We start from the raw sequence: 18234 nt of genomic DNA on the forward strand, positions 1-18234 counted from the left end.
TTATTTAATAAGGAATGCACAAGCTGCAATAGCAAAAAGGGCACAGCCTTCTACAAATGCCGCTGTCAGAATCATGTTGGTTTGAATTTTACTTGTAGCCTCAGGTTGGCGTGCAATAGCGTCCATCGCACTACCACCAATTTTACCGATACCCAAACCTGCACCAATAGTTGCAATTCCTGCACCAATACCGCAGCCCAGCTGTGCCAGACCTTCTGCAGCCAATAATGTTGTAATCATCATAATTCTATTATTTATTGTTTTGATTAATTTATTTGCAATATGTAATTATTCTACACTGTGATGTTCCTTATGTGCTAAGCCAATAAACACTGCACTAAGCATTGTAAATACGTAAGCTTGAACAAAAGCAACCAAGACTTCCAATAGATTCATAAAGAGTAGCATCACAGCACTGAACAAGTTCAATCCCACTCCGTAGCCTATCCCCATTGACCATCCTAAAAAGATAACGCTCGTAAAACTCAATATGACAGCATGTCCTGCCATCATATTGGCAAAAAGACGAATCATCAATGCAAAGGGTTTAGTAAACACCCCAAACAATTCTATTACCGGCATTAATGGTATAGGGCATTTTAAAAACATAGGGACTTCGGGCCAGAAAATTTCTTTCCAATATTCTTTATTACCAAAAATATTAATGGTAAGCATTGTACAAAGTGCTAAGAACATCGTCACATTAATATTACCCGTCACATTTGCTCCACCAGGAAAAATGGGGATTAATCCGATTAAATTGCAAGTAAAGATGAAGAAGAAGACGGTCAGCAGATAAGGGGCATACTGTCTATAATACTTTTCACCAATAGAAGGACGTATTAAATCATCATGAATCGTAATAACGAACATCTCCATCATTCCCACAAATCCTCGTGGAGCATCACTTTTCTCATCCACCTTCTTATACCAGTGAGCACACGATAGAAAGACTGTTATCATCACAAAAACTACGATCCAAATCTGCGCAACCGTCTTAGTTATACTTAAATCTATAGGACGGACAGATCGGCCATCTTCCATTTTCTCGTAAATCTTACCATGATGATTAGCATCAAAAAAGAAGTTTGTCGGCAGATGATGAGCTGTACCCACATACCATTTTCCTGTAGCGGTACTACGAACAATAATTGGAAGGGGAATACTTAAATGTCTTCCTTCGTAAGAGGCTATGTGCCATTCATACGAATCAGATAGGTGCTCAAGCACAATCTCAGGTATGTCAATTTCGCCCTTTCCCTCTTGCTTATTACCCTGAGCAGGAAGTTGGAAAGAAAAAAGCAAAATAACGAGCAAAGAGAGAATTGACTTTATCTGTTTCATTTTTATTCTATCATTAATAGCAAAAGTCCTGTATTACTTACGTTCACATGCAAAAAAGGTTGTATGATGAACGAGGAGCACAACATAGAACATAGCAAAGATTAGGAAGAAAAGAAACATCGTATTTCGATCTGCAACAAGATAATAGACAAACATAACACCTATTCCCAACAACATGCGGAATCCCGATACCCCCATAAAAAAAGTAGGCAGGTTCTCGGGTGAACGTTTTGCAATACGCGCCCAAATCATAATATCGATATTCTCCACTATCAATGAAAAGACAGTGCTAACGATAAGAGGTGTGAGACTATCATTCTGAAACCAAACCTTCATTCCGATAAAAGCAATGAGCGTCAGTCCTGCAATCAACAATATGCTTTGCTTCCTATAGTACCAACTCAATTTATCGATATCTGCCATGAATCATTTTATTGTGTCTATAAAGACGTTAGACCTCTACACACAAACTCACTTCATTCTTTTGTACCTCCACAAATCCCCCTGCAATGTTGATCTCCATCTTACCTTCATTCGGTACAACAAACGTCATCTTACCGGCATTTAATGAAGAAATGATAGGAGCATGATTCTCAAGGACCTCAAATTCACCAAGTGTCCCTGGAACAGTAACACTTTCCACGTCACCATCGAAAAGTATCTTTTCAGGAGAGATAACTTTCAGTCTCAGCATAAGAATGTTCTATTTAGCATATTCTTTTGTTAGGCATTAGCCGCCTCAAGAAGTTTCTTACCTTTCTCTATTGCGTCCTCTATTGTACCGACATTGAGGAACGCCTGTTCAGGAAGATCGTCGACTTCACCATCTAATATCATGTTGAAACCTTTAATCGTATCTTCGATACTAACCATTGCTCCTTTAATACCCGTAAACTGCTCTGCAACAGTGAATGGCTGTGAGAGGAATCTCTGCACACGACGTGCTCGATTAACAGTCTGCTTATCTTCATCGCTTAACTCATCCATGCCGAGAATGGCGATGATATCTTGCAATTCCTTATAGCGTTGCAGTATTTGCTTTACCCGTTGTGCACAATCATAATGCTCCTTACCCACAATCAATGGATCAAGAATTCGAGAAGTAGAACCTAACGGGTCTACAGCCGGATAAATTCCCAGTTCGGTAATTTTACGACTCAATTCGGTAGTTGCATCCAAATGAGTAAATGTTGTTGCGGGTGCAGGGTCGGTCAAGTCATCTGCCGGAACATAAACAGCCTGAACCGACGTAATGGAACCTTTTTTCGTTGATGTAATACGCTCTTGCATAGCTCCCATTTCACTGGCAAGTGTAGGTTGATAGCCTACTGCCGAAGGCATACGTCCAAGAAGTGCAGAGACTTCAGAACCCGCTTGCGTAAAGCGGAAGATGTTGTCGATAAAGAACATAATGTCCGCGGCTTCTCCATCTTTACCGCCATGATCGCGAAATTCTTCTGCAACGGTGAGACCTGACAAAGCAACTGACGCACGCGCACCTGGAGGCTCATTCATTTGTCCGTAAACTAATGTGGCTTGCGACTGCTTCAGCTCTTCCGGATCGACGAGCGACAGATCCCATTTTCCTTCTTCCATTGCCTTGCGGAACTTTTCACCATAACGAATTACTCCCGACTCTATCATATCACGTATCAAGTCGTTACCTTCACGGGTACGTTCCCCCACTCCGGCAAATACTGAATAGCCGTTATGCCCTTTGGCAATATTGTTGATCAACTCCATGATGAGCACAGTCTTGCCCACACCGGCACCGCCGAACAAACCGATTTTTCCTCCTTTCATATAAGGCTCGAGCAAGTCTATCACTTTTATTCCCGTTGCCAACATTTCTTTATGGGTAGAAAGTTCATCGAACTTTGGAGCTTCTCTATGAATAGGATATGCGCCTTTCATTTCTAATTGTGCCATACCGTCAATGGGTTGACCGATGACATTCATCATGCGACCCTTAATTTGTTCGCCAGCAGGCATCATAATTGGATTCCCTGTCGGTACAGCCTCTAAATGACGTTGCAATCCATCGGTATTATCCATTGCCACACAACGCACGGTGTCTTCGCCGATATGCTGTTGAACCTCGACAATCAATTCACGCCCGTCAGGACGTGTAATTTTGATTGCATCATGAATTTTTGGCAACACTTTCTCCGGATCTTGTCCCTGAGTATCAAAATAGACATCGATAACTGGACCGATAATTTGAGAAATGTGTCCATTGAGCTGTGACATATAATATCTGATTTATTTTGTTATCTAATACTTCATCTATCTGCGGCAAAAGTAAACATAAAAACCGAAAACAACAAGCTGACTCCCGTTTTTAATCTTAAAAGAGTTAAATGAAGAAGAGGATTAGAGTATTCTTTTAAATGCTCAATTCGTCGAGAACCGTAATCAGTTTTTTATCGAAAGGTTTGTCGCTGCGGATAGCCTCAATCAGAGGCACGTATACGATTTCGTTGTTTCGAATTCCGATCATCACGTTGCGTTGTCCCTGCAAAATGGCATCGATGGCTCCGACACCCGTTCTACTGGCAAGGATTCGATCGTGAGCCGTAGGCCGTCCACCGCGCTGCAAATGTCCGAGAATAGACACCCGAACGTCATAGTCGGGGAATTCCTTTTTTACCCGATCGGCATAATAAAGCGCACCGCACTTCGGACTTTCCGAAACAATCACAATACAACTTTTCTTCGACTTGCGAATACCTCGTTCCATAAAGCGCGACAACTGGTCTACATCTGTCGAGTCTTCCGGAATGATGGCTGCCTCTGCACCGGCAGCGATAGCACTGTTTTGTGCCAGGAAGCCGGCATCGCGCCCCATCACTTCAACAAAAAAGATGCGTTCGTGGCTCTGTGCTGTATCACGAATACGGTCTACGCAGTCTACGATGGTATTCATTGTCGTGTCATAGCCAATGGTAGAATCCGTTCCGTACAGGTCATTATCGATAGTTCCGGGCAGACCGATGCAGCAGATGTCGTACTCTTCGGCAAACACTTTGGCACCTGTCAGCGAACCGTTTCCGCCAATCACCACCAAGGCATCAATTCCTTCCTTCTGAATATTTTCATATGCCTTCTGCTTTCCCTCGTCGGTCATGAAGTCATTGCTCCGTGCGGTTTTCAATATGGTTCCGCCCTGCATGATGATACCGCTCACGTTCTCAGTGGTGAAAGGTTTTATCTCGCCGTTGATAAGTCCATCGTAGCCTCGATAAATCCCTTTCACATTAAATCCATTACAGATACCTGCGCGGGTCACTGCTCGTATGGCAGCATTCATGCCTGGGGCATCTCCTCCCGACGTCATCACGCCTATTGTTTTTATTCTTGCCATTTTTATACCGTTTATTAAAAGATGTGTATCCGCCTGAGGATGCACCTTTTCTGATTATACAATACTCCACAAGAGAGCCATACCGACGATTCCGCCGATCAATGCCCGCCATCCCACATTGCGGAAATACCATCCTACGCGCATCCGCTCTGTTCTCAGCAGTGCCAAACCGCTAATAGAGCCTATCGGTAGAATATTTCCACCCGCCATCGACATGAATGCCACTACCTTCCAGTAGCTGCCATTCTGTACAAAATAGGCAAGATAGCTGCCGGCAGAGGAGCACAAGCCTTCTCCCTCGACAACTGAATGCATCGAGATGGCAGTCATCATCGTGGCGAATCCATCCAACACACTACTCGTCACACTGCACATCAGTCCCACGATCCAAATGTTGCCCACTTCTCTATCCACATATACCGATGCCTGTTGCAACACGCCCGTTTCGCCTACAACGCCCAGTGCCAGCATGATACCCATCACGAAGAGAATCATTTGAAACGAGCCATATTGCAGCACACGGGGGATGCGTCGCTGAATCATTTCGTCGGTGTTCATCAATTTGCGATTAAAGATTTCATTGACAACCCACAGAATTGAGAGCACGCAGAGTGCACCGAGGAACGGGCTGAGCTTGGTGATGTTGTGAAACGTAGGGATGAACCACAATCCGCCGATTCCAACGACAAGCATCAACAGTCGTTGCCACACGTTAAGGTTCGTATCGTCTCCCCGGTAGGGCAGTCTGCCAAACTCCATCTCAATGCGCTCCGGCATTGTGCGAGCGATGAGCCAAGTAGGCACAACCCACGCTGCCAGGCACGGCAGAGCCATATGAAGCGAATAGTCGGTAGCCGTGATGGCACCCATATTCCACAGCACCAATCCTTCGGGTGCACCGATCACCGTGAGAGCCCCTCCGCTATTGGCTGCCAACACGGCCACGCTTCCGTAGATCATGCGGTATCGACGATTAGGGATGAGGCGATGAATCAGCGTCAGTGTCATCACCGTCGTAGTGAGATTATCGAGATTGGCCGAAACAAGAAACACACCCAGGCCCATCAGCCACAACAGACGCCTACTGTTTCTCGTTCGAGCCCATACGCCCAGGAAGTCGAAACAACCGTTATTGTTAAGTATCTCAACGATTGTCATCGTAGACAGGAGAAAGAGAACGATCTCTGCCGCCTTTCCCACGTAACGTAGAAAAATATTCCGGGCGATAAATTCCTTGACGGCCGAACTGCTGTGCGCACTGCCTTCAAGGAAGTTGAGGTAGGCCGTTTGATGTTGTGTCATCACAAAGTCGGTGCCATACGAAACATAAAGCACCCACCCCACCGTACCCATGAAAATGGCCACGGCTGCCTTATTGACATTGGTCATATTCTCAGTGGCGATGAGAACATACCCAAGAAGTAATATGGCAACAATGATGAGCGTCATAACGATTGATTAAACTTAGGCAAAGGTAACAAATTCCAGGAAACACACAAACGGAGCGACTATTTTTTTAAGTCGACCTCTCACACCACCGTACGTGCCGTTTAGGCATTACCCCATTGATCTTCTCCCGCTATAGGACGGATGAGAGATTTACATCCATTAGAATCAAATACCCCTCACGCTAACAACCGTATAGCGGTTGCCCCATTGACAATTTATTCAGAACAGATGCCAAACATCCCTCGCACGAACAACCCCAAGGGGGTTAGTCCATTGATAACCTATTCAGAACAGATGCCAAACACCTCTCGCACGAACAACCACAAGGGAGTTAGTCCATTGATAGCCTATTCAGAACAGATGCCAAACACCTCTCGCACTAACAACCCCAAGGGGGTTAATCCATTGATAGCCTATTCAGAACAAATGCCAAATATTCCTCACGCCAACAACCGCGTAGCGGTTGGTCTGTTGGTAGAGCAGGGTTGGCGAGTGAAACGAGCCTACCCTGTCTACGACGTGCAAAGAGAAAACAAGGCCGTAGGTCTTGGTCTATTTAAATCTCTTAAGTTAGGGAGGGTGGAAGGGCATTTTAGCATTCTGAATTAGAGGAATGATCAATTAAAACAGACCAACCCCGTTGGGGTTGTTATGGGTGGGGGCCGCTTAAACAGGGTAGGCTCGTTTCACTCGCCAACCCTGCTCTACCAACGGACCAACCCCCTTGGGGTTGTTTATGCACAGTGTTCCCAATAGGTGGTAGATACGATTTTAATGCATGGCAGATGACCTCCTGATGCACGGCAAACATAAATCCAAAGCATAGCAGTTACGATTCCAATACATAACAAATGATTTTCTTATGCATGGCAGATGGTCTACCAATGTATGACAAATGCTATTTCGATATATGGCAAATGACCTCACGATTCATGGCAGATGATTTCCCAATATGCAGGAGATGACCTCCTGATGCGCGGGAGGTGACCTCCCGATACGCAAGAGGTGACCTCCCGATATGCGGGAAGTCACCTCTGCTATTTTAAATGATGGCTATAGGCCGTTTTGATGCCCTATTCCGTCACGGGTCGCACTGCGAAACCATAAGCCCGATCGGGGATGGCCAGCGGATACACGTTGCCCGAGCGGAAGCTCAGGCAGCAACTGCCGTTGTACAACACGTCGCTCGGAACGGCCGACCGATAGTAACCGCCGAACTTCACGCCGTCGACCGAACCATCGGCGATACTGCGAAAGCCTGAAGCGGGGAAATAAATCGTGGAGGCATTGCTGCCATCGGTAAAGAAGTTCCAACCAAAATTAGCACTGAAGTTGGTGGCATCCTTTGTGCCCTGCACGTTCATTTCTTCTGCTTGGGTGGAATTGACTCCCGTAGTAGTGAACCGCGTAAAGGCATTGTTAGCAGGCAATTTAAAGCCGACAGGGCTGGGGTCGTAAACGGTTTTGATCACAGGAAGGTCATTACCGGTGTTGGAATTCTGCGTAGTGGTATTGTTGGCCGACCACAGGTTGTAATAAGAGTAACCCGCAGGAGGAGTGCTATACCAGGAAGTACCCCAAGTGTAGAAGCTACCGGGGTTTTGAATACCCTTGGTGATGGACATGTTGTCGCCCGCATTCTTATTGAACAGCTGACCGGCGGGATAGAGGGTGGGCTCCGTGTTTCCAGTCAGTCCGCCGGGGAAGGCATCTTTGCGACCATATTGGTAGAACGTATTGCTGCCCTCTTTTGTGCTGCCGGCGTTCTGCGTGATAATGATGTCGCCCGGTTGATGAGAGCCTACCTGCTGAATGCGCACTTTTACCCGACGAGGCTGTTGTTGAGCTGAGCTATTCCAAGAGGTATATTTCCAACCCAGGTTTTCGGTGGAGAAGTTATAAGTGTAGGCTGTGGGTGTGCTGCGGTTGACCACGGGGATAGGATCGAGCACATTATCGGGTGCAAACCATAGGTGCCAAGACCATACGATGGTATTACCTTTCTTGACTGCTACCACGGCATTGCCGCTTTTAATGTCGGCCGCCTTTACTTCGAACTTTAAGTAGGTTTCATTGCCACTACGTTCAATGGGATTGGCATCGAAGTGTACCAAGTCTTTCTCGTCTTCCCAAACAATCTGTGCACCATCGATGCCGTTGTTGGCTCCGCCGTTCGTCTTTTCAATCCACGGGTCGGTGATGTTCTGTCCATTATGGTCTTTAAAGTTCTTCAACACGTAGCCAATGTTAGGGTCGGTGAGGCTGCCGTTATAGGTGTAGGACGCTGTATTGTTTATTCCATTAGTAATGGCGTTGCCATATACCAAGGGCAGTTTGTAAAAGCCCGGGTGAGAGATGACATAGCAGTTGGCCGTGCTACGCGCAGCACGGGTATGGCCCTTGATGTCATGCATCGAAAGGTCGTAATAATGGGTACTGCTGCCTTTGGGGTCGAGTTTGAGGGCATCGTTGCGCTCTTTGAGCAGGTCTTTCATAGGCATCTTCTTAATCGTAGCCTGACCCTGATCGGCTGCCACATAGTTCTCAGTTTGGGTGCGGACGTTACTCAAACCCTCCAACCAGTCGGGCTTGTTCATGCTCTTGTCCTCCCAGGCGTTCGTGGCATAGTTGTATTCCTCGTAGCCTACAATCTTCCAAGCCACGGCATGCTTGACGCCGGGTGCAGAGCCGTCGGTGCGGAAGCTCTCCACAGTGTACGTGCCACCGTTGGTCTCGTTGTAAGCAGCAGCAGTGGTGGGGCTCGTCACCGTAAAGCTATAGTTCCAATTGCTGGTGGTGTTGCTCAGTTTGTAGGTACGCGTGGTGGCAGGTCGCCAGGTACCGCTCAAAGGGATGTTGATGTCGGCTGCATCGCTGAACTCAATATGAAGGGTGATACCGGCCAGGGGTTGCGGAAGCATGTAGAACGTATAACTGTCGTTATCCTTGCCTACGAGCACCTGATTGGGCAGACTGCTCGTGCTGATGCCAGGCGTGCCCAGGGTGAGCGAGAAGTTCGTTTTCGAGCCGGCATCCACTGTCCATTGCAAGCCCTTACCGTTGGTGCTATCCGTGAGTTGAAGCCGACCTTTGCTGCAGGCGTTGCGCAGTTCTACCTTCGTGATGTGTTTGTTCCACGAGAGGTTCTGACCTACAGCGATCTTCACGGCCGTGAGGGCGTGATAGAACTCGAGGTTGGTCTTGGGGGCTTGGTGGCGTGTGGCATACTCTACTTCGCCCGAACAGGCCACCATGAGGTCGACTTGGTCGGTGATGTTCGGCTTGACCTCGAAATCGAGATAAGGGGTGCCGCTATGCGTGGTAGGCGAGAGGGCGATGCCGTTGGCCGTGGTGGCCTCGGGATAGACCGCATAGAAGCGGGCATAGCGTTGAGTCCAGGCCCATTGAAGCGGCGTGACCAAGGTACCGGCAGCGTTGGTGGGAGCACTGTAGAACCATTCGGGGCGGCCCACCGTAAAGCCGGCCGTCGCGCTGCGATAGCCCAGCGAACTGAAGCGGGCGTCGATGGCGGTTTTCACGCTGGCCCGTGTACCAGGTTGGGGCAGCACGGCGTTGATGCCCTCGGTGGTAGTTTCGATCAGGCAGGTGTTGGGCAGACCTTGCACTTCAAGGCGACGCGTGGCCAGGTCTTCACTCGAAAGGCCTTGTGCCTGCTGGCGGGCAATGATGGCAGCACGCGTGGCGGGGGCACTCTGCGGCTGGGACAGTCGGTTTTCCTGCGCGGTGCTCACATCGAAAGAGACGTTTACGCCGCGGTCGCCCTGCTCTTGTTGATTACTGATAGGGTCGTCGGCACAGGAACCGATGGACAGACAGGCGATGCCGGCCAGCATGGCGGCAAGGCATCGATGAAGAATGGAATAGGAATGTTTCATTGTTATTATTCTTTATTGGGGGTAGCACGCTTCGCCCTACCACATCTCACCGCCATGCAGCTGTGATCGACGGTGATGATCCGCAGTTGTTAGCGGAGAGGGCGTGAAGCGACTACTTACTACTTTACTACTTACTACTTTTACTACTTACTACTCAATGGTCTCTTCCTCCCAAACCCATCCGCTCCAGGGTTTGGCACCGGCCACTTCGTTGTCGCCGTCTTCGTTATCCTCGGGTGCGGGGTTGACATGAACGGTTCCGCCACCGCCCCCTCCGGGCTGCACCTGGGGACTGGCGGCCAGTAGGCCCACCTCCTGTTGCAAACACATGATTTGAATTTGGGGCGAGCAGTAGGCTCGACCGCTGACTTGATTTCTTTTCATAACACAATGAAAATTTATAGATAAAACATATGGGGAAAATACGATTCATTCTTCTTTCATCACTGCGGGTAGTGGACACGAAAAGAGAAGCAAAGGGAACTCCGAAGAGCCCTTTGCTAATAAGGGTTGCGCTCGCTTCTCGCGCGCGTAGGAAAAAGCTAAAAAGTGTTACACTACAATAGGTGCGAACATTGTGTGTGTGTGTGTGTGTGTGTGTGTGTGTGTGTGTGTGTGTGTGTGTGTAAGGTAGCGAATTCCTGTGACACTACCAAACAATGGGCGTTAAAAGATGCAGAAAAGTTCGCCCTTTTCTGCTCCGCTGTGATACCTGTATGGAGATGCACGCTACACATTATATATAATATATCCTTTGCGATATGACCTCAAACACGGTGGCAAAGGTAAGCAATATATCCTAAACGAACAAGAGAAGAAGCGAAAAAGGCCGCTCTGCGCGAGACAGAGCGGCCTTTTTGGTGAAAAGAAATCCTGTGAGCGACACGGCTAAAGTGTCGTTCACCAGAAGTTATGGCTTAGTCGAGCCACTTCACATAGGAGAAGTCTTGGCGATGCGGCAAGAGAGGATTGTTGGGGAACATACGCACGCAACTGCGGAAAGAGCCAGCGTTGGAGGGCTCGATTTCGGCTTCAAAGGTGAAGAGGTTGCCTTCACGAGCCACTACTCGGAAAGGATGAGTGCTGTAGACCTGGCGGTCGGAGGCGTTCTTGTCGTCATACAGCGAAACGAGTTCGAGGCCAATGGCATCGTCGAGGCCTTGTTCATCGATGACGTAGCGGATACGATAGGTTTTGCCCGTCTCTCCACCATTTTCAAGGAACGAGGTTTCTTTCGACACGACATGAATGCCGTCCCATCGCTCGGCAACGGTCTCTTTCCACAAAGCAATACGTTTGGCCAGAGCGTTGTTGTCGGCACGGAGCTGAGCTGAACGTTGAGCCTGACGGTTGTAGAACTTATCAAAGTAGTCGTCCAGTTGCCGCTTCATCGTGTAATGCGGCGCGATAGTAGCAATGGAGTTTTTGATGACTTTGATCCAGTTCTCACTGTATCCCTTCTTATTCTTGTGGTAGTAGAGAGGAATGATCTCGTTTTCCAGCAATCCGTAGATCGTAGCGGCATCAAGTTTGTCCTGATACTCCTGATTCTGATAGGTGCGCTTCTCGTCGAGGGCCCATCCTGCTCCTTTGCGGTAACCTTCGACCCACCATCCGTCAAGCACAGAGAGATTGACCACGCCGTTGAGCTCGGCTTTCTCTCCGGAAGTGCCGGATGCTTCGAGGGGACGTGTGGGGGTGTTCATCCAAATGTCTACGCCTGAGACAAGACGGCGGGCGAGTTCCATATCATAATCTTCGAGGAAGATAATTTTGCCAAGGAATTCAGGACGCTGACTGATTTCAAAGATTTTCTTGATGAGGCCCTGTCCGGCTCCGTCGGCGGGGTGAGCTTTACCCGAGAAGAAGAAGAGAACGGGGTGTTCGGGGTCGTTGACGATTTTGGAGAGCCGGTCGATGTCGGTAAAGAGCAGATGAGCGCGCTTATAGGTGGCAAACCGACGACAGAAGCCAATCATTAGGGCATTGGGATTGATGCGCTCGAGCAAGGAGACCACACGTGAGGGATCACCTTGGTTTTTGAGCCAGGTCTCGGTGAATTTCTCGCGGATGAATTGCACGAGTTTATTTTTCAGGGCCATGCGGGTGGTCCAAATCTCATCGTCGGAGACGTTGTAGATAGCGTGCCAAATGCTCTCGTTACTCTGATCGGCCATGAAAGCGGGATCGAAGTATTTGTCGTAGAGTTGTCGCCATTCAGTGGCGGTCCAAGTGGGCAGGTGTACACCGTTGGTAACATAGCCTACATGGTTTTCTTCAGGATAGTAGCCGCGCCAGATGGGAGAGAACATTTTTTGGCTCACCCAGCCGTGGAGCCGGCTCACGCCATTCACTTCCTGGCAAGTGTTGCAAGCGAAGACGGACATGCAGAAGCGTTCGTCGTGGTTGTCGGGATTTTCACGACCCATGCCGATGAATTCGTCCCAGGAGAGGCCAAGTCGCTGAGGATAGCCGCCCATGTATTTGCCGAAGAGCTGTTCGTCGAAGTAGTCGTGTCCAGCGGGAACGGGGGTATGGACGGTATAGAGCGAGGAGGCACGAACGAGCTCGAGGGCTTCGTTGAAAGGAGTCCCTGCATCAACGTAGTCGCAGAGTCGCTGTAGGTTGCAGAGGGCGGCATGGCCTTCATTACAGTGATAGATCTGCTTTTCGATACCTAATTTTTTCAGGGTGAGGATGCCGCCCATGCCGAGGAGAATTTCCTGTTTGAGACGATTTTCATTATCACCGCCATAAAGGGCGTGGGTAATGGGACGGTCGTACTCGGAGTTGAGTTCGTTATCGGTGTCAAGAAGGTAGAGGCTAATTCGGCCTACGTTCATACGCCATACATAGGCGTGAACCTGATAGTTCATATAGGGTACGTCGACAACGAGGGGGTTGCCTTCTTGGTCAAGCTGTCGCTCGATGGGCAGGGAGTTGAAGTTTTGAGCATCGTAGTTGGCAATCTGCTGTCCGTCCATACTGAGCGACTGCTTGAAGTAGCCGTAGCGGTAGAGGAAGCCAACGGCGCAGAGGTCAACATTACTATCAGAGGCCTCTTTGAGATAGTCGCCGGCAAGCATACCCAATCCACCCGAATAGATTTTAACCACTTGGTTAATGCCGTATTCCATACTGAAATAGGCAACAGAGGGACGTTTCTTATCGGGCTCTACATCCATATATTTGCGAAAGGCGGTGTAGACGTCTTTCACTTTCTTCATCAGGGCTTTGTCTTTAACGATGGCTTCTTTGCGATCGTAACTCAGACGCTCGAGAAGCAATACGGGATTGTGACCTACTTCTTCGTAGAGATTTTCGTCGAGACTCTTCCAGAGGTCGCGCGCTTCGTAGTTCCAGGCCCACCACATGTTGTGTGCCAGCTGGTCTAAGCATTGCAGTTGTTCCGGCAGACGCGACTTGATGGAGAATTCCTTCCATACCGGAGTGTTTGAATAATCGGCTTTAATCTTCATAATTCTCAAATTCTGTGGTTTATGATTTTGTATTCTTGTTTCTTTCTTCTGCACGGCGCAGAGCGAAGTCGTAGGCCGTTGCGTAATAGGCGATGAACCGGGTCCATAAGGCTTTTTTCGAGAGGGCCTTAGCGTTGCGTTGAGCGGTCTCCACTTCTGGTTTGGTTAGGGAGGCATATTGAACGATGGTGGACTGGATCTCGTCGGCTACGTCGTGGTAATTGTAGTCGGTTCGGTGAATCACCTTCACGCCGCTTTCGATTCCGGGTCGCGCCATCTGCGTATTGGCCCAAAGTCCAAAACCGGCCAAGTCGGTGGTGATGCAAGGGATACCGAAAGCAATGGCTTCAAGCGGGGTATAACCCCAGGGCTCGTAGTAGGAAGGATAGACGCAGAGGTCGTTGCCAAGGATGATGTCGTAATACGGTGCGTTGAAGATACCGTCTGTGCCGTTGAGATAGCAAGGCACGAAGATAATTTTTACATTGTCTTCGGCGGCGTTTCTGAAGTCGAGCGATTGCAACATCCGCAGCACATTATCTTGCTCCATGTTGTGTAGCCAGTGAGTAAGCATGGGATGATCGAGCGGCGTGTCGTAGATGCGCTCGCAATCCTGAAGACGCGCTTGCAGGTCGGCCCGCGGCTCGGCGACCCAAGCCGGTACGTCGATAAAGGCCAAGACGTTGCGCTGGAGCCGTTTGTCAAATCGTAATCGGTTGATGGCATCGATATAAACGTCGATGCCTTTGTTGCGGAACTCATAGCGCCCGCTGGTCGAGAGAATGAGCGTATCGTCATCGAAGGTTTGTCCAATCAAGGCGTTGGCCACGCGGAGCAATTGTTTCCGAGCTTGTTTGCGTTTCGCGGTGAAGGCTGCACCTTTCGGAACAAAGTCGTCTTCAAAACCATTGGGCAGGACAATGTCTGCGGGTCGATCCAGAAGTTCACGGCATTCGTTAGCCGTAATATCGCTCACGGTGGTGAAACAGTCTACGTGCAGAGCTGTTTGCTTCTCAATCGAGTGTTTGCTTTGCATGTTCAGCTCGCCAGCCATTTGGTCGCCGTTGTAAGCGAAGAGGTATTCGTAAAGCGGTTTATTGTTGCCTGCAATGCTTCTACCAATGCTGGTGGCATGAGTGGTGAAAAGGGTGGCTACTTCCGGCAGATGCTGGCGGAGATACAGCAACCCTAAACCTGTCATCCACTCGTTACCATGGTAAATCACTCGATGATCTCGGTTTTTAAGAACATGGCGATAGAAGCTTTCTACTACACGGGCTGCCGCATAAGAGAACATCGAAGCTTCGTCGTAGTCGCCATAGGCATGTAGGCTGTCCACCTGAAATGCTTCCCACATTTCGCTGTAAATCCGGTCTTTCTCGGAAAAGAACGGTCGGAAGTCTACAAGCACGGCAAGAGGAGAGCCCGGAACATTCCAACGCCCTACCCTAACATTTAGTCCTTCGTTGGCTGCTTGCGATTGCCAATCATCATAAAGACCTGGAGTTTCTTGAAAATCGAAGTTTGCAGAGCCTAAATCAGGACCGATAAAGAAAATTTTATCTGGCATCAGCCGTTGCAAAGTCAATGCTCTTGTAGAAAGAACGGTATAAATTCCGCCTACTTTATTGCACACTTCCCAACTCGATTCAAAAATATAGTCGGGGAATAGCTTGTCTCTATTCATTCAATATCTGTAAATAATGTGTGCAAAGGTAGTACATTTTTTATAGAACAAGAATCGAATGTCTCATTATTTTGTACGTTCGCTGTGCAAAGGTTATCTCATCACGAGGCCTCTCCCACTCTATTTCCAAGGCGGATTGACGGTGGGTCGGAGGATTGGAGAATTTTGTCGATGGAAGGTGTTGCAACTTTCCTGTGCGGGGAGAAACTTTCCATTATTTATCGTACCTTTGCAGCCGGGATTTCCTTTTAAAAAGATTGCACATGGAAGAGAAACTCATTTTTACGCAAGCAGAGGAGGAGAAGACGCAGGAGCTTCTGGATCGACTGTTGAAGAACGATGCCAACGGATTCCTGCCCGACGATTGTGACAAACTGCGCCGGCATCTCTCGGTCTCTATCGACGCCGGTTGTCTGCAACGCAACGCTTTCGGACTGAACCCCATCCTCCACGCTCTGCAAACAGCTGAGATTGCCGTCGAGGAGATTGGCGTACGTCGGGATGCCATCATCGCCGTAGTGCTTTACACGAGCGTCGTGGCGGGCAACTCTTCGGAGGAAGACATCGAGAAGGAATTCGGGGCAGGCGTGGCACAGATCATCCACGGATTGGCTCGCATTCAGGAGCTTTACAAGCGCAATCCTGTGATCGAGAGCGAGAACTTCCGCAATCTGCTCATTTCTTTTGCTGAAGACATGCGCGTGATTCTCCTCATGATTGCCGACCGGGTGAACCTGATGCGTCAGGTGCGCGACACGCTCAACGAGGAGGCCCGACAGCAAGTGGCCCAAGAGGCCAGTTATCTGTATGCGCCGTTGGCTCACAAACTGGGGCTCTACAAGCTGAAGAGCGAACTCGAAGACCTCAGTCTTAAATATCTCGAGCACGACGCCTACTATCTCATCAAAGAAAAGCTCAACGCCACCAAGCGAGTCCGCGACAGCTACATCGAGCGATTCATCGCCCCCATCCAGGAGAGCCTCGAGCAGGCCGGTCTGCATTTCCACATGAAAGGCCGGACGAAGAGCATCCACTCCATTTGGCAGAAGATGAAGAAGCAGAAATGTGGTTTCGAGGGCATCTACGACCTCTTTGCCATTCGCATCATCATCGATTCGCCCGTAGAGAAAGAGAAGATGCAGTGCTGGCAGGCCTACTCCATCGTGACAGACATGTACATGCCCAATCCCAAACGCCTGCGCGACTGGCTCAGCGTGCCCAAGAGCAACGGCTACGAAAGTCTGCACATCACCGTCTTGGGTCCTGAGAAAAAGTGGGTAGAAGTGCAGATTCGCACCGAGCGGATGGACGAAATCGCCGAAAAAGGCCTCGCCGCCCACTGGCGATACAAGGGCATCAAGGGTGAGAGCGGCGTCGACGAGTGGCTCTCCAACATCCGCGCCGCCCTCGAGAGCAACGACGACCTGCAACTCATGGATCAGTTCAAGATGGGCCTCAACGAAGACGAAGTGTTCGTCTTCACCCCCAAGGGCGAACTGCTCAAATTCCCCAAAGGAGCCACCATTCTCGACTTCGCCTACCGCATCCACTCCGGCGTGGGCAATCGATGCGTAGGCGGAAGCATCAACGGGAGAAACGTATCGCTGCGAACCGAACTCAAATCGGGCGACGAGGTGGAAATCCTCACCCAGAACAATCAGACTCCGAAGCCCGACTGGGTGAACATCGTCAAAACCCCGCGCGCCAAAGCCAAGATCAAGCTCTCGCTCAAAGACGCTCTCGTCAAAGACAGTCTCTACGCCCGCGAACTGCTCGAGCGGCGGATGAAGAACCGCAAGATCGATTTCGACGAGAGCACCATGATGCACCTCATCAAGCGGATGGGCTTCAAACTGGCCACCGACTTCTACAAACAGCTTGCCGACGGGAAGCTCGACGTGGGCGAGGTGATCGAGACCTACGTCGAGGTGCGCAACCACGACCTCAATCTCAACGCCACCCCCACGCGCAGTGCCACCGAATATAGCTTCGACCATCCCGACGAAGAAACCTCCCGCAGCAAAGACGACGTGCTCGTCATCGACCGCAACCTCAAAGGCCTGGACTTCTCTCTGGCCAAATGCTGCCAGCCCATCTACGGCGATCCCGTCTTCGGCTTCGTCACCGTGAGCGGCGGCATCAAAATCCACCGCGACAACTGCCCCAATGCCCCCGAACTGCGCCGACGATTCGGCTACCGCATCGTCAAAGCCCGCTGGAGCGGCAAAAACGCCGGTCAATACAGCCTCACCCTCAAAGTGGTGGGCAACGACGACCTGGGCATCGTCAACAACATCACGAGCATCATCTCGAAAGAAGAAAAAATCGTGATGCGTTCCATCAACATCGATTCCCACGACAGCCTCTTCGACGGAACCATCGTCATTCAGCTCGAAGACGTCTCCAAACTCGAGGCCCTCATCAAAAAAATCCGCGCCGTGAAAGGGGTCAAACACGTGAGCCGAATTTAATTGAGAATCGACCCTTAGATGTCACTGAGCGACTCAAAACCATCGCGGAGACAAAAACGACGCTACTGAGCGACTCAAAACCACCGCGGAGACAAAAACGACGCTACTGAGCGGCTCAAAACCATCGCGGAGACAAAAATGAGGCTACTGAGCGGCTCAAAACCATCACGGAGACAAAAATGAGGCTACTGAGCGGCTCAAAACCACCGCGGAGACAAAAACGACGCTACTGAGCGGCTCAGTGACGCCACGGAGACAAAAACGACGCTACTGTACCCTACAAAACCATCACGGAGACAAAAATGGTGCTACTGTACCCTACAATAACGCCGCGGAGACAAAAATGAGGCTACTGTACCCTACAATAACGCCGCGGAGACAAAAATGACGCCACTGTACCCTACAAAACCATCATCAGAGGCCAAAATGATGTAATTGTACCCTACAGTGACGCCGCGGAGACAAAAATGAGGCTACTGTACCCTACAAAACCATCATCAAAGGCAAAAACAGGGCTACTGTACCCTACAGTGACGCCACGGAG

Annotated in this window: 13 protein-coding genes; 2 read left to right on the forward strand and 11 right to left on the reverse strand. The window is 49.5% G+C overall.

The window, feature by feature from the left end; all coding sequences use genetic code 11:
- From atpE to J5A66_RS06040, 7 genes are all read right to left on the reverse strand, one after another.
- The gene (atpE, locus tag J5A66_RS06010; protein WP_009162972.1) at positions 1–243 is read right to left on the reverse strand and encodes an ATP synthase F0 subunit C; all 243 of its coding nucleotides are present in this window, start codon (positions 241–243) and stop codon (positions 1–3) included.
- Positions 244–288: 45 nt separating this feature from the next.
- Positions 289–1344 carry a F0F1 ATP synthase subunit A gene (atpB, locus tag J5A66_RS06015; RefSeq protein ID WP_211789768.1) on the reverse strand — a complete coding sequence of 352 codons (1056 nt, stop codon included), beginning with the start codon at positions 1342–1344 and terminating at the stop codon, positions 289–291.
- A 33-nt stretch (positions 1345–1377) separates the two neighbouring features.
- Complete coding sequence (locus tag J5A66_RS06020; RefSeq protein WP_211789769.1) at positions 1378–1767, reverse strand: hypothetical protein; 390 nt, start codon at positions 1765–1767, stop codon at positions 1378–1380.
- Between the two features lie 28 nt (positions 1768–1795).
- Entirely contained in the window at positions 1796–2038 is a 243-nt protein-coding gene (gene atpC / locus J5A66_RS06025) for an ATP synthase F1 subunit epsilon (RefSeq protein WP_211789770.1), read from the reverse strand.
- 29 nt (positions 2039–2067) lie between these two features.
- Positions 2068–3594, reverse strand: coding sequence for a F0F1 ATP synthase subunit beta (gene atpD / locus J5A66_RS06030; RefSeq protein ID WP_211789771.1), 1527 nt, complete (start codon positions 3592–3594; stop codon positions 2068–2070).
- Between the two features lie 136 nt (positions 3595–3730).
- Positions 3731–4708 (reverse strand): 6-phosphofructokinase, encoded by a 978-nt coding sequence (pfkA, locus tag J5A66_RS06035; RefSeq protein WP_211789772.1) that lies wholly within the window; start codon positions 4706–4708, stop codon positions 3731–3733.
- Between the two features lie 54 nt (positions 4709–4762).
- Complete coding sequence (locus J5A66_RS06040; protein ID WP_211789773.1) at positions 4763–6157, reverse strand: SLC13 family permease; 1395 nt, start codon at positions 6155–6157, stop codon at positions 4763–4765.
- A 426-nt stretch (positions 6158–6583) separates the two neighbouring features.
- Here J5A66_RS06040 and J5A66_RS06045 point away from each other — a divergent pair, with 426 nt between their 5' ends.
- The gene (locus J5A66_RS06045; RefSeq protein ID WP_211789774.1) at positions 6584–6766 is read left to right on the forward strand and encodes a hypothetical protein; all 183 of its coding nucleotides are present in this window, start codon (positions 6584–6586) and stop codon (positions 6764–6766) included.
- 464 nt (positions 6767–7230) lie between these two features.
- Here the strand turns inward: J5A66_RS06045 and J5A66_RS06050 are convergent, their stop codons facing one another.
- From J5A66_RS06050 to J5A66_RS06065, 4 genes are all read right to left on the reverse strand, one after another.
- Positions 7231–10053, reverse strand: a complete 2823-nt coding sequence (locus J5A66_RS06050; RefSeq protein WP_211789775.1) for a hypothetical protein — start codon at positions 10051–10053, stop codon at positions 7231–7233.
- Positions 10054–10203: 150 nt separating this feature from the next.
- Positions 10204–10437 (reverse strand): hypothetical protein, encoded by a 234-nt coding sequence (locus J5A66_RS06055; protein ID WP_249109924.1) that lies wholly within the window; start codon positions 10435–10437, stop codon positions 10204–10206.
- Positions 10438–10970: 533 nt separating this feature from the next.
- Positions 10971–13532, reverse strand: coding sequence for an alpha-glucan family phosphorylase (gene glgP, locus J5A66_RS06060; RefSeq protein WP_211789776.1), 2562 nt, complete (start codon positions 13530–13532; stop codon positions 10971–10973).
- 19 nt (positions 13533–13551) lie between these two features.
- Complete coding sequence (locus J5A66_RS06065; protein WP_211789777.1) at positions 13552–15219, reverse strand: glycogen/starch synthase; 1668 nt, start codon at positions 15217–15219, stop codon at positions 13552–13554.
- A 263-nt stretch (positions 15220–15482) separates the two neighbouring features.
- On the opposite strand from J5A66_RS06065, the gene J5A66_RS06070 reads away from it, so the two are divergent.
- Positions 15483–17690, forward strand: coding sequence for a bifunctional (p)ppGpp synthetase/guanosine-3',5'-bis(diphosphate) 3'-pyrophosphohydrolase (locus J5A66_RS06070; protein ID WP_211789778.1), 2208 nt, complete (start codon positions 15483–15485; stop codon positions 17688–17690).
- Positions 17691–18234: the final 544 nt, after the last annotated feature.

Origin of the sequence: Prevotella sp. oral taxon 475 (assembly GCF_018127805.1) — a bacterium.
Taxonomy (GTDB): Bacteria; Bacteroidota; Bacteroidia; order Bacteroidales; family Bacteroidaceae; genus Prevotella.

Coding starts and splice junctions, on each gene's coding strand:
- J5A66_RS06070 (WP_211789778.1), top strand. CDS start 15,483: ATGGAAGAGAAACTCATTTTTACGCAAGCAGAGGAGGAGAAGACGCAG.
- J5A66_RS06065 (WP_211789777.1), bottom strand. CDS start 15,219: ATGAATAGAGACAAGCTATTCCCCGACTATATTTTTGAATCGAGTTGG.
- atpD (WP_211789771.1), bottom strand. CDS start 3,594: ATGTCACAGCTCAATGGACACATTTCTCAAATTATCGGTCCAGTTATC.
- J5A66_RS06040 (WP_211789773.1), bottom strand. CDS start 6,157: ATGACGCTCATCATTGTTGCCATATTACTTCTTGGGTATGTTCTCATC.
- J5A66_RS06050 (WP_211789775.1), bottom strand. CDS start 10,053: ATGAAACATTCCTATTCCATTCTTCATCGATGCCTTGCCGCCATGCTG.
- J5A66_RS06020 (WP_211789769.1), bottom strand. CDS start 1,767: ATGGCAGATATCGATAAATTGAGTTGGTACTATAGGAAGCAAAGCATA.
- J5A66_RS06045 (WP_211789774.1), top strand. CDS start 6,584: ATGCCAAATATTCCTCACGCCAACAACCGCGTAGCGGTTGGTCTGTTG.
- atpB (WP_211789768.1), bottom strand. CDS start 1,344: ATGAAACAGATAAAGTCAATTCTCTCTTTGCTCGTTATTTTGCTTTTT.
- atpC (WP_211789770.1), bottom strand. CDS start 2,038: ATGCTGAGACTGAAAGTTATCTCTCCTGAAAAGATACTTTTCGATGGT.
- glgP (WP_211789776.1), bottom strand. CDS start 13,532: ATGAAGATTAAAGCCGATTATTCAAACACTCCGGTATGGAAGGAATTC.
- pfkA (WP_211789772.1), bottom strand. CDS start 4,708: ATGGCAAGAATAAAAACAATAGGCGTGATGACGTCGGGAGGAGATGCC.
- atpE (WP_009162972.1), bottom strand. CDS start 243: ATGATGATTACAACATTATTGGCTGCAGAAGGTCTGGCACAGCTGGGC.
- J5A66_RS06055 (WP_249109924.1), bottom strand. CDS start 10,437: ATGAAAAGAAATCAAGTCAGCGGTCGAGCCTACTGCTCGCCCCAAATT.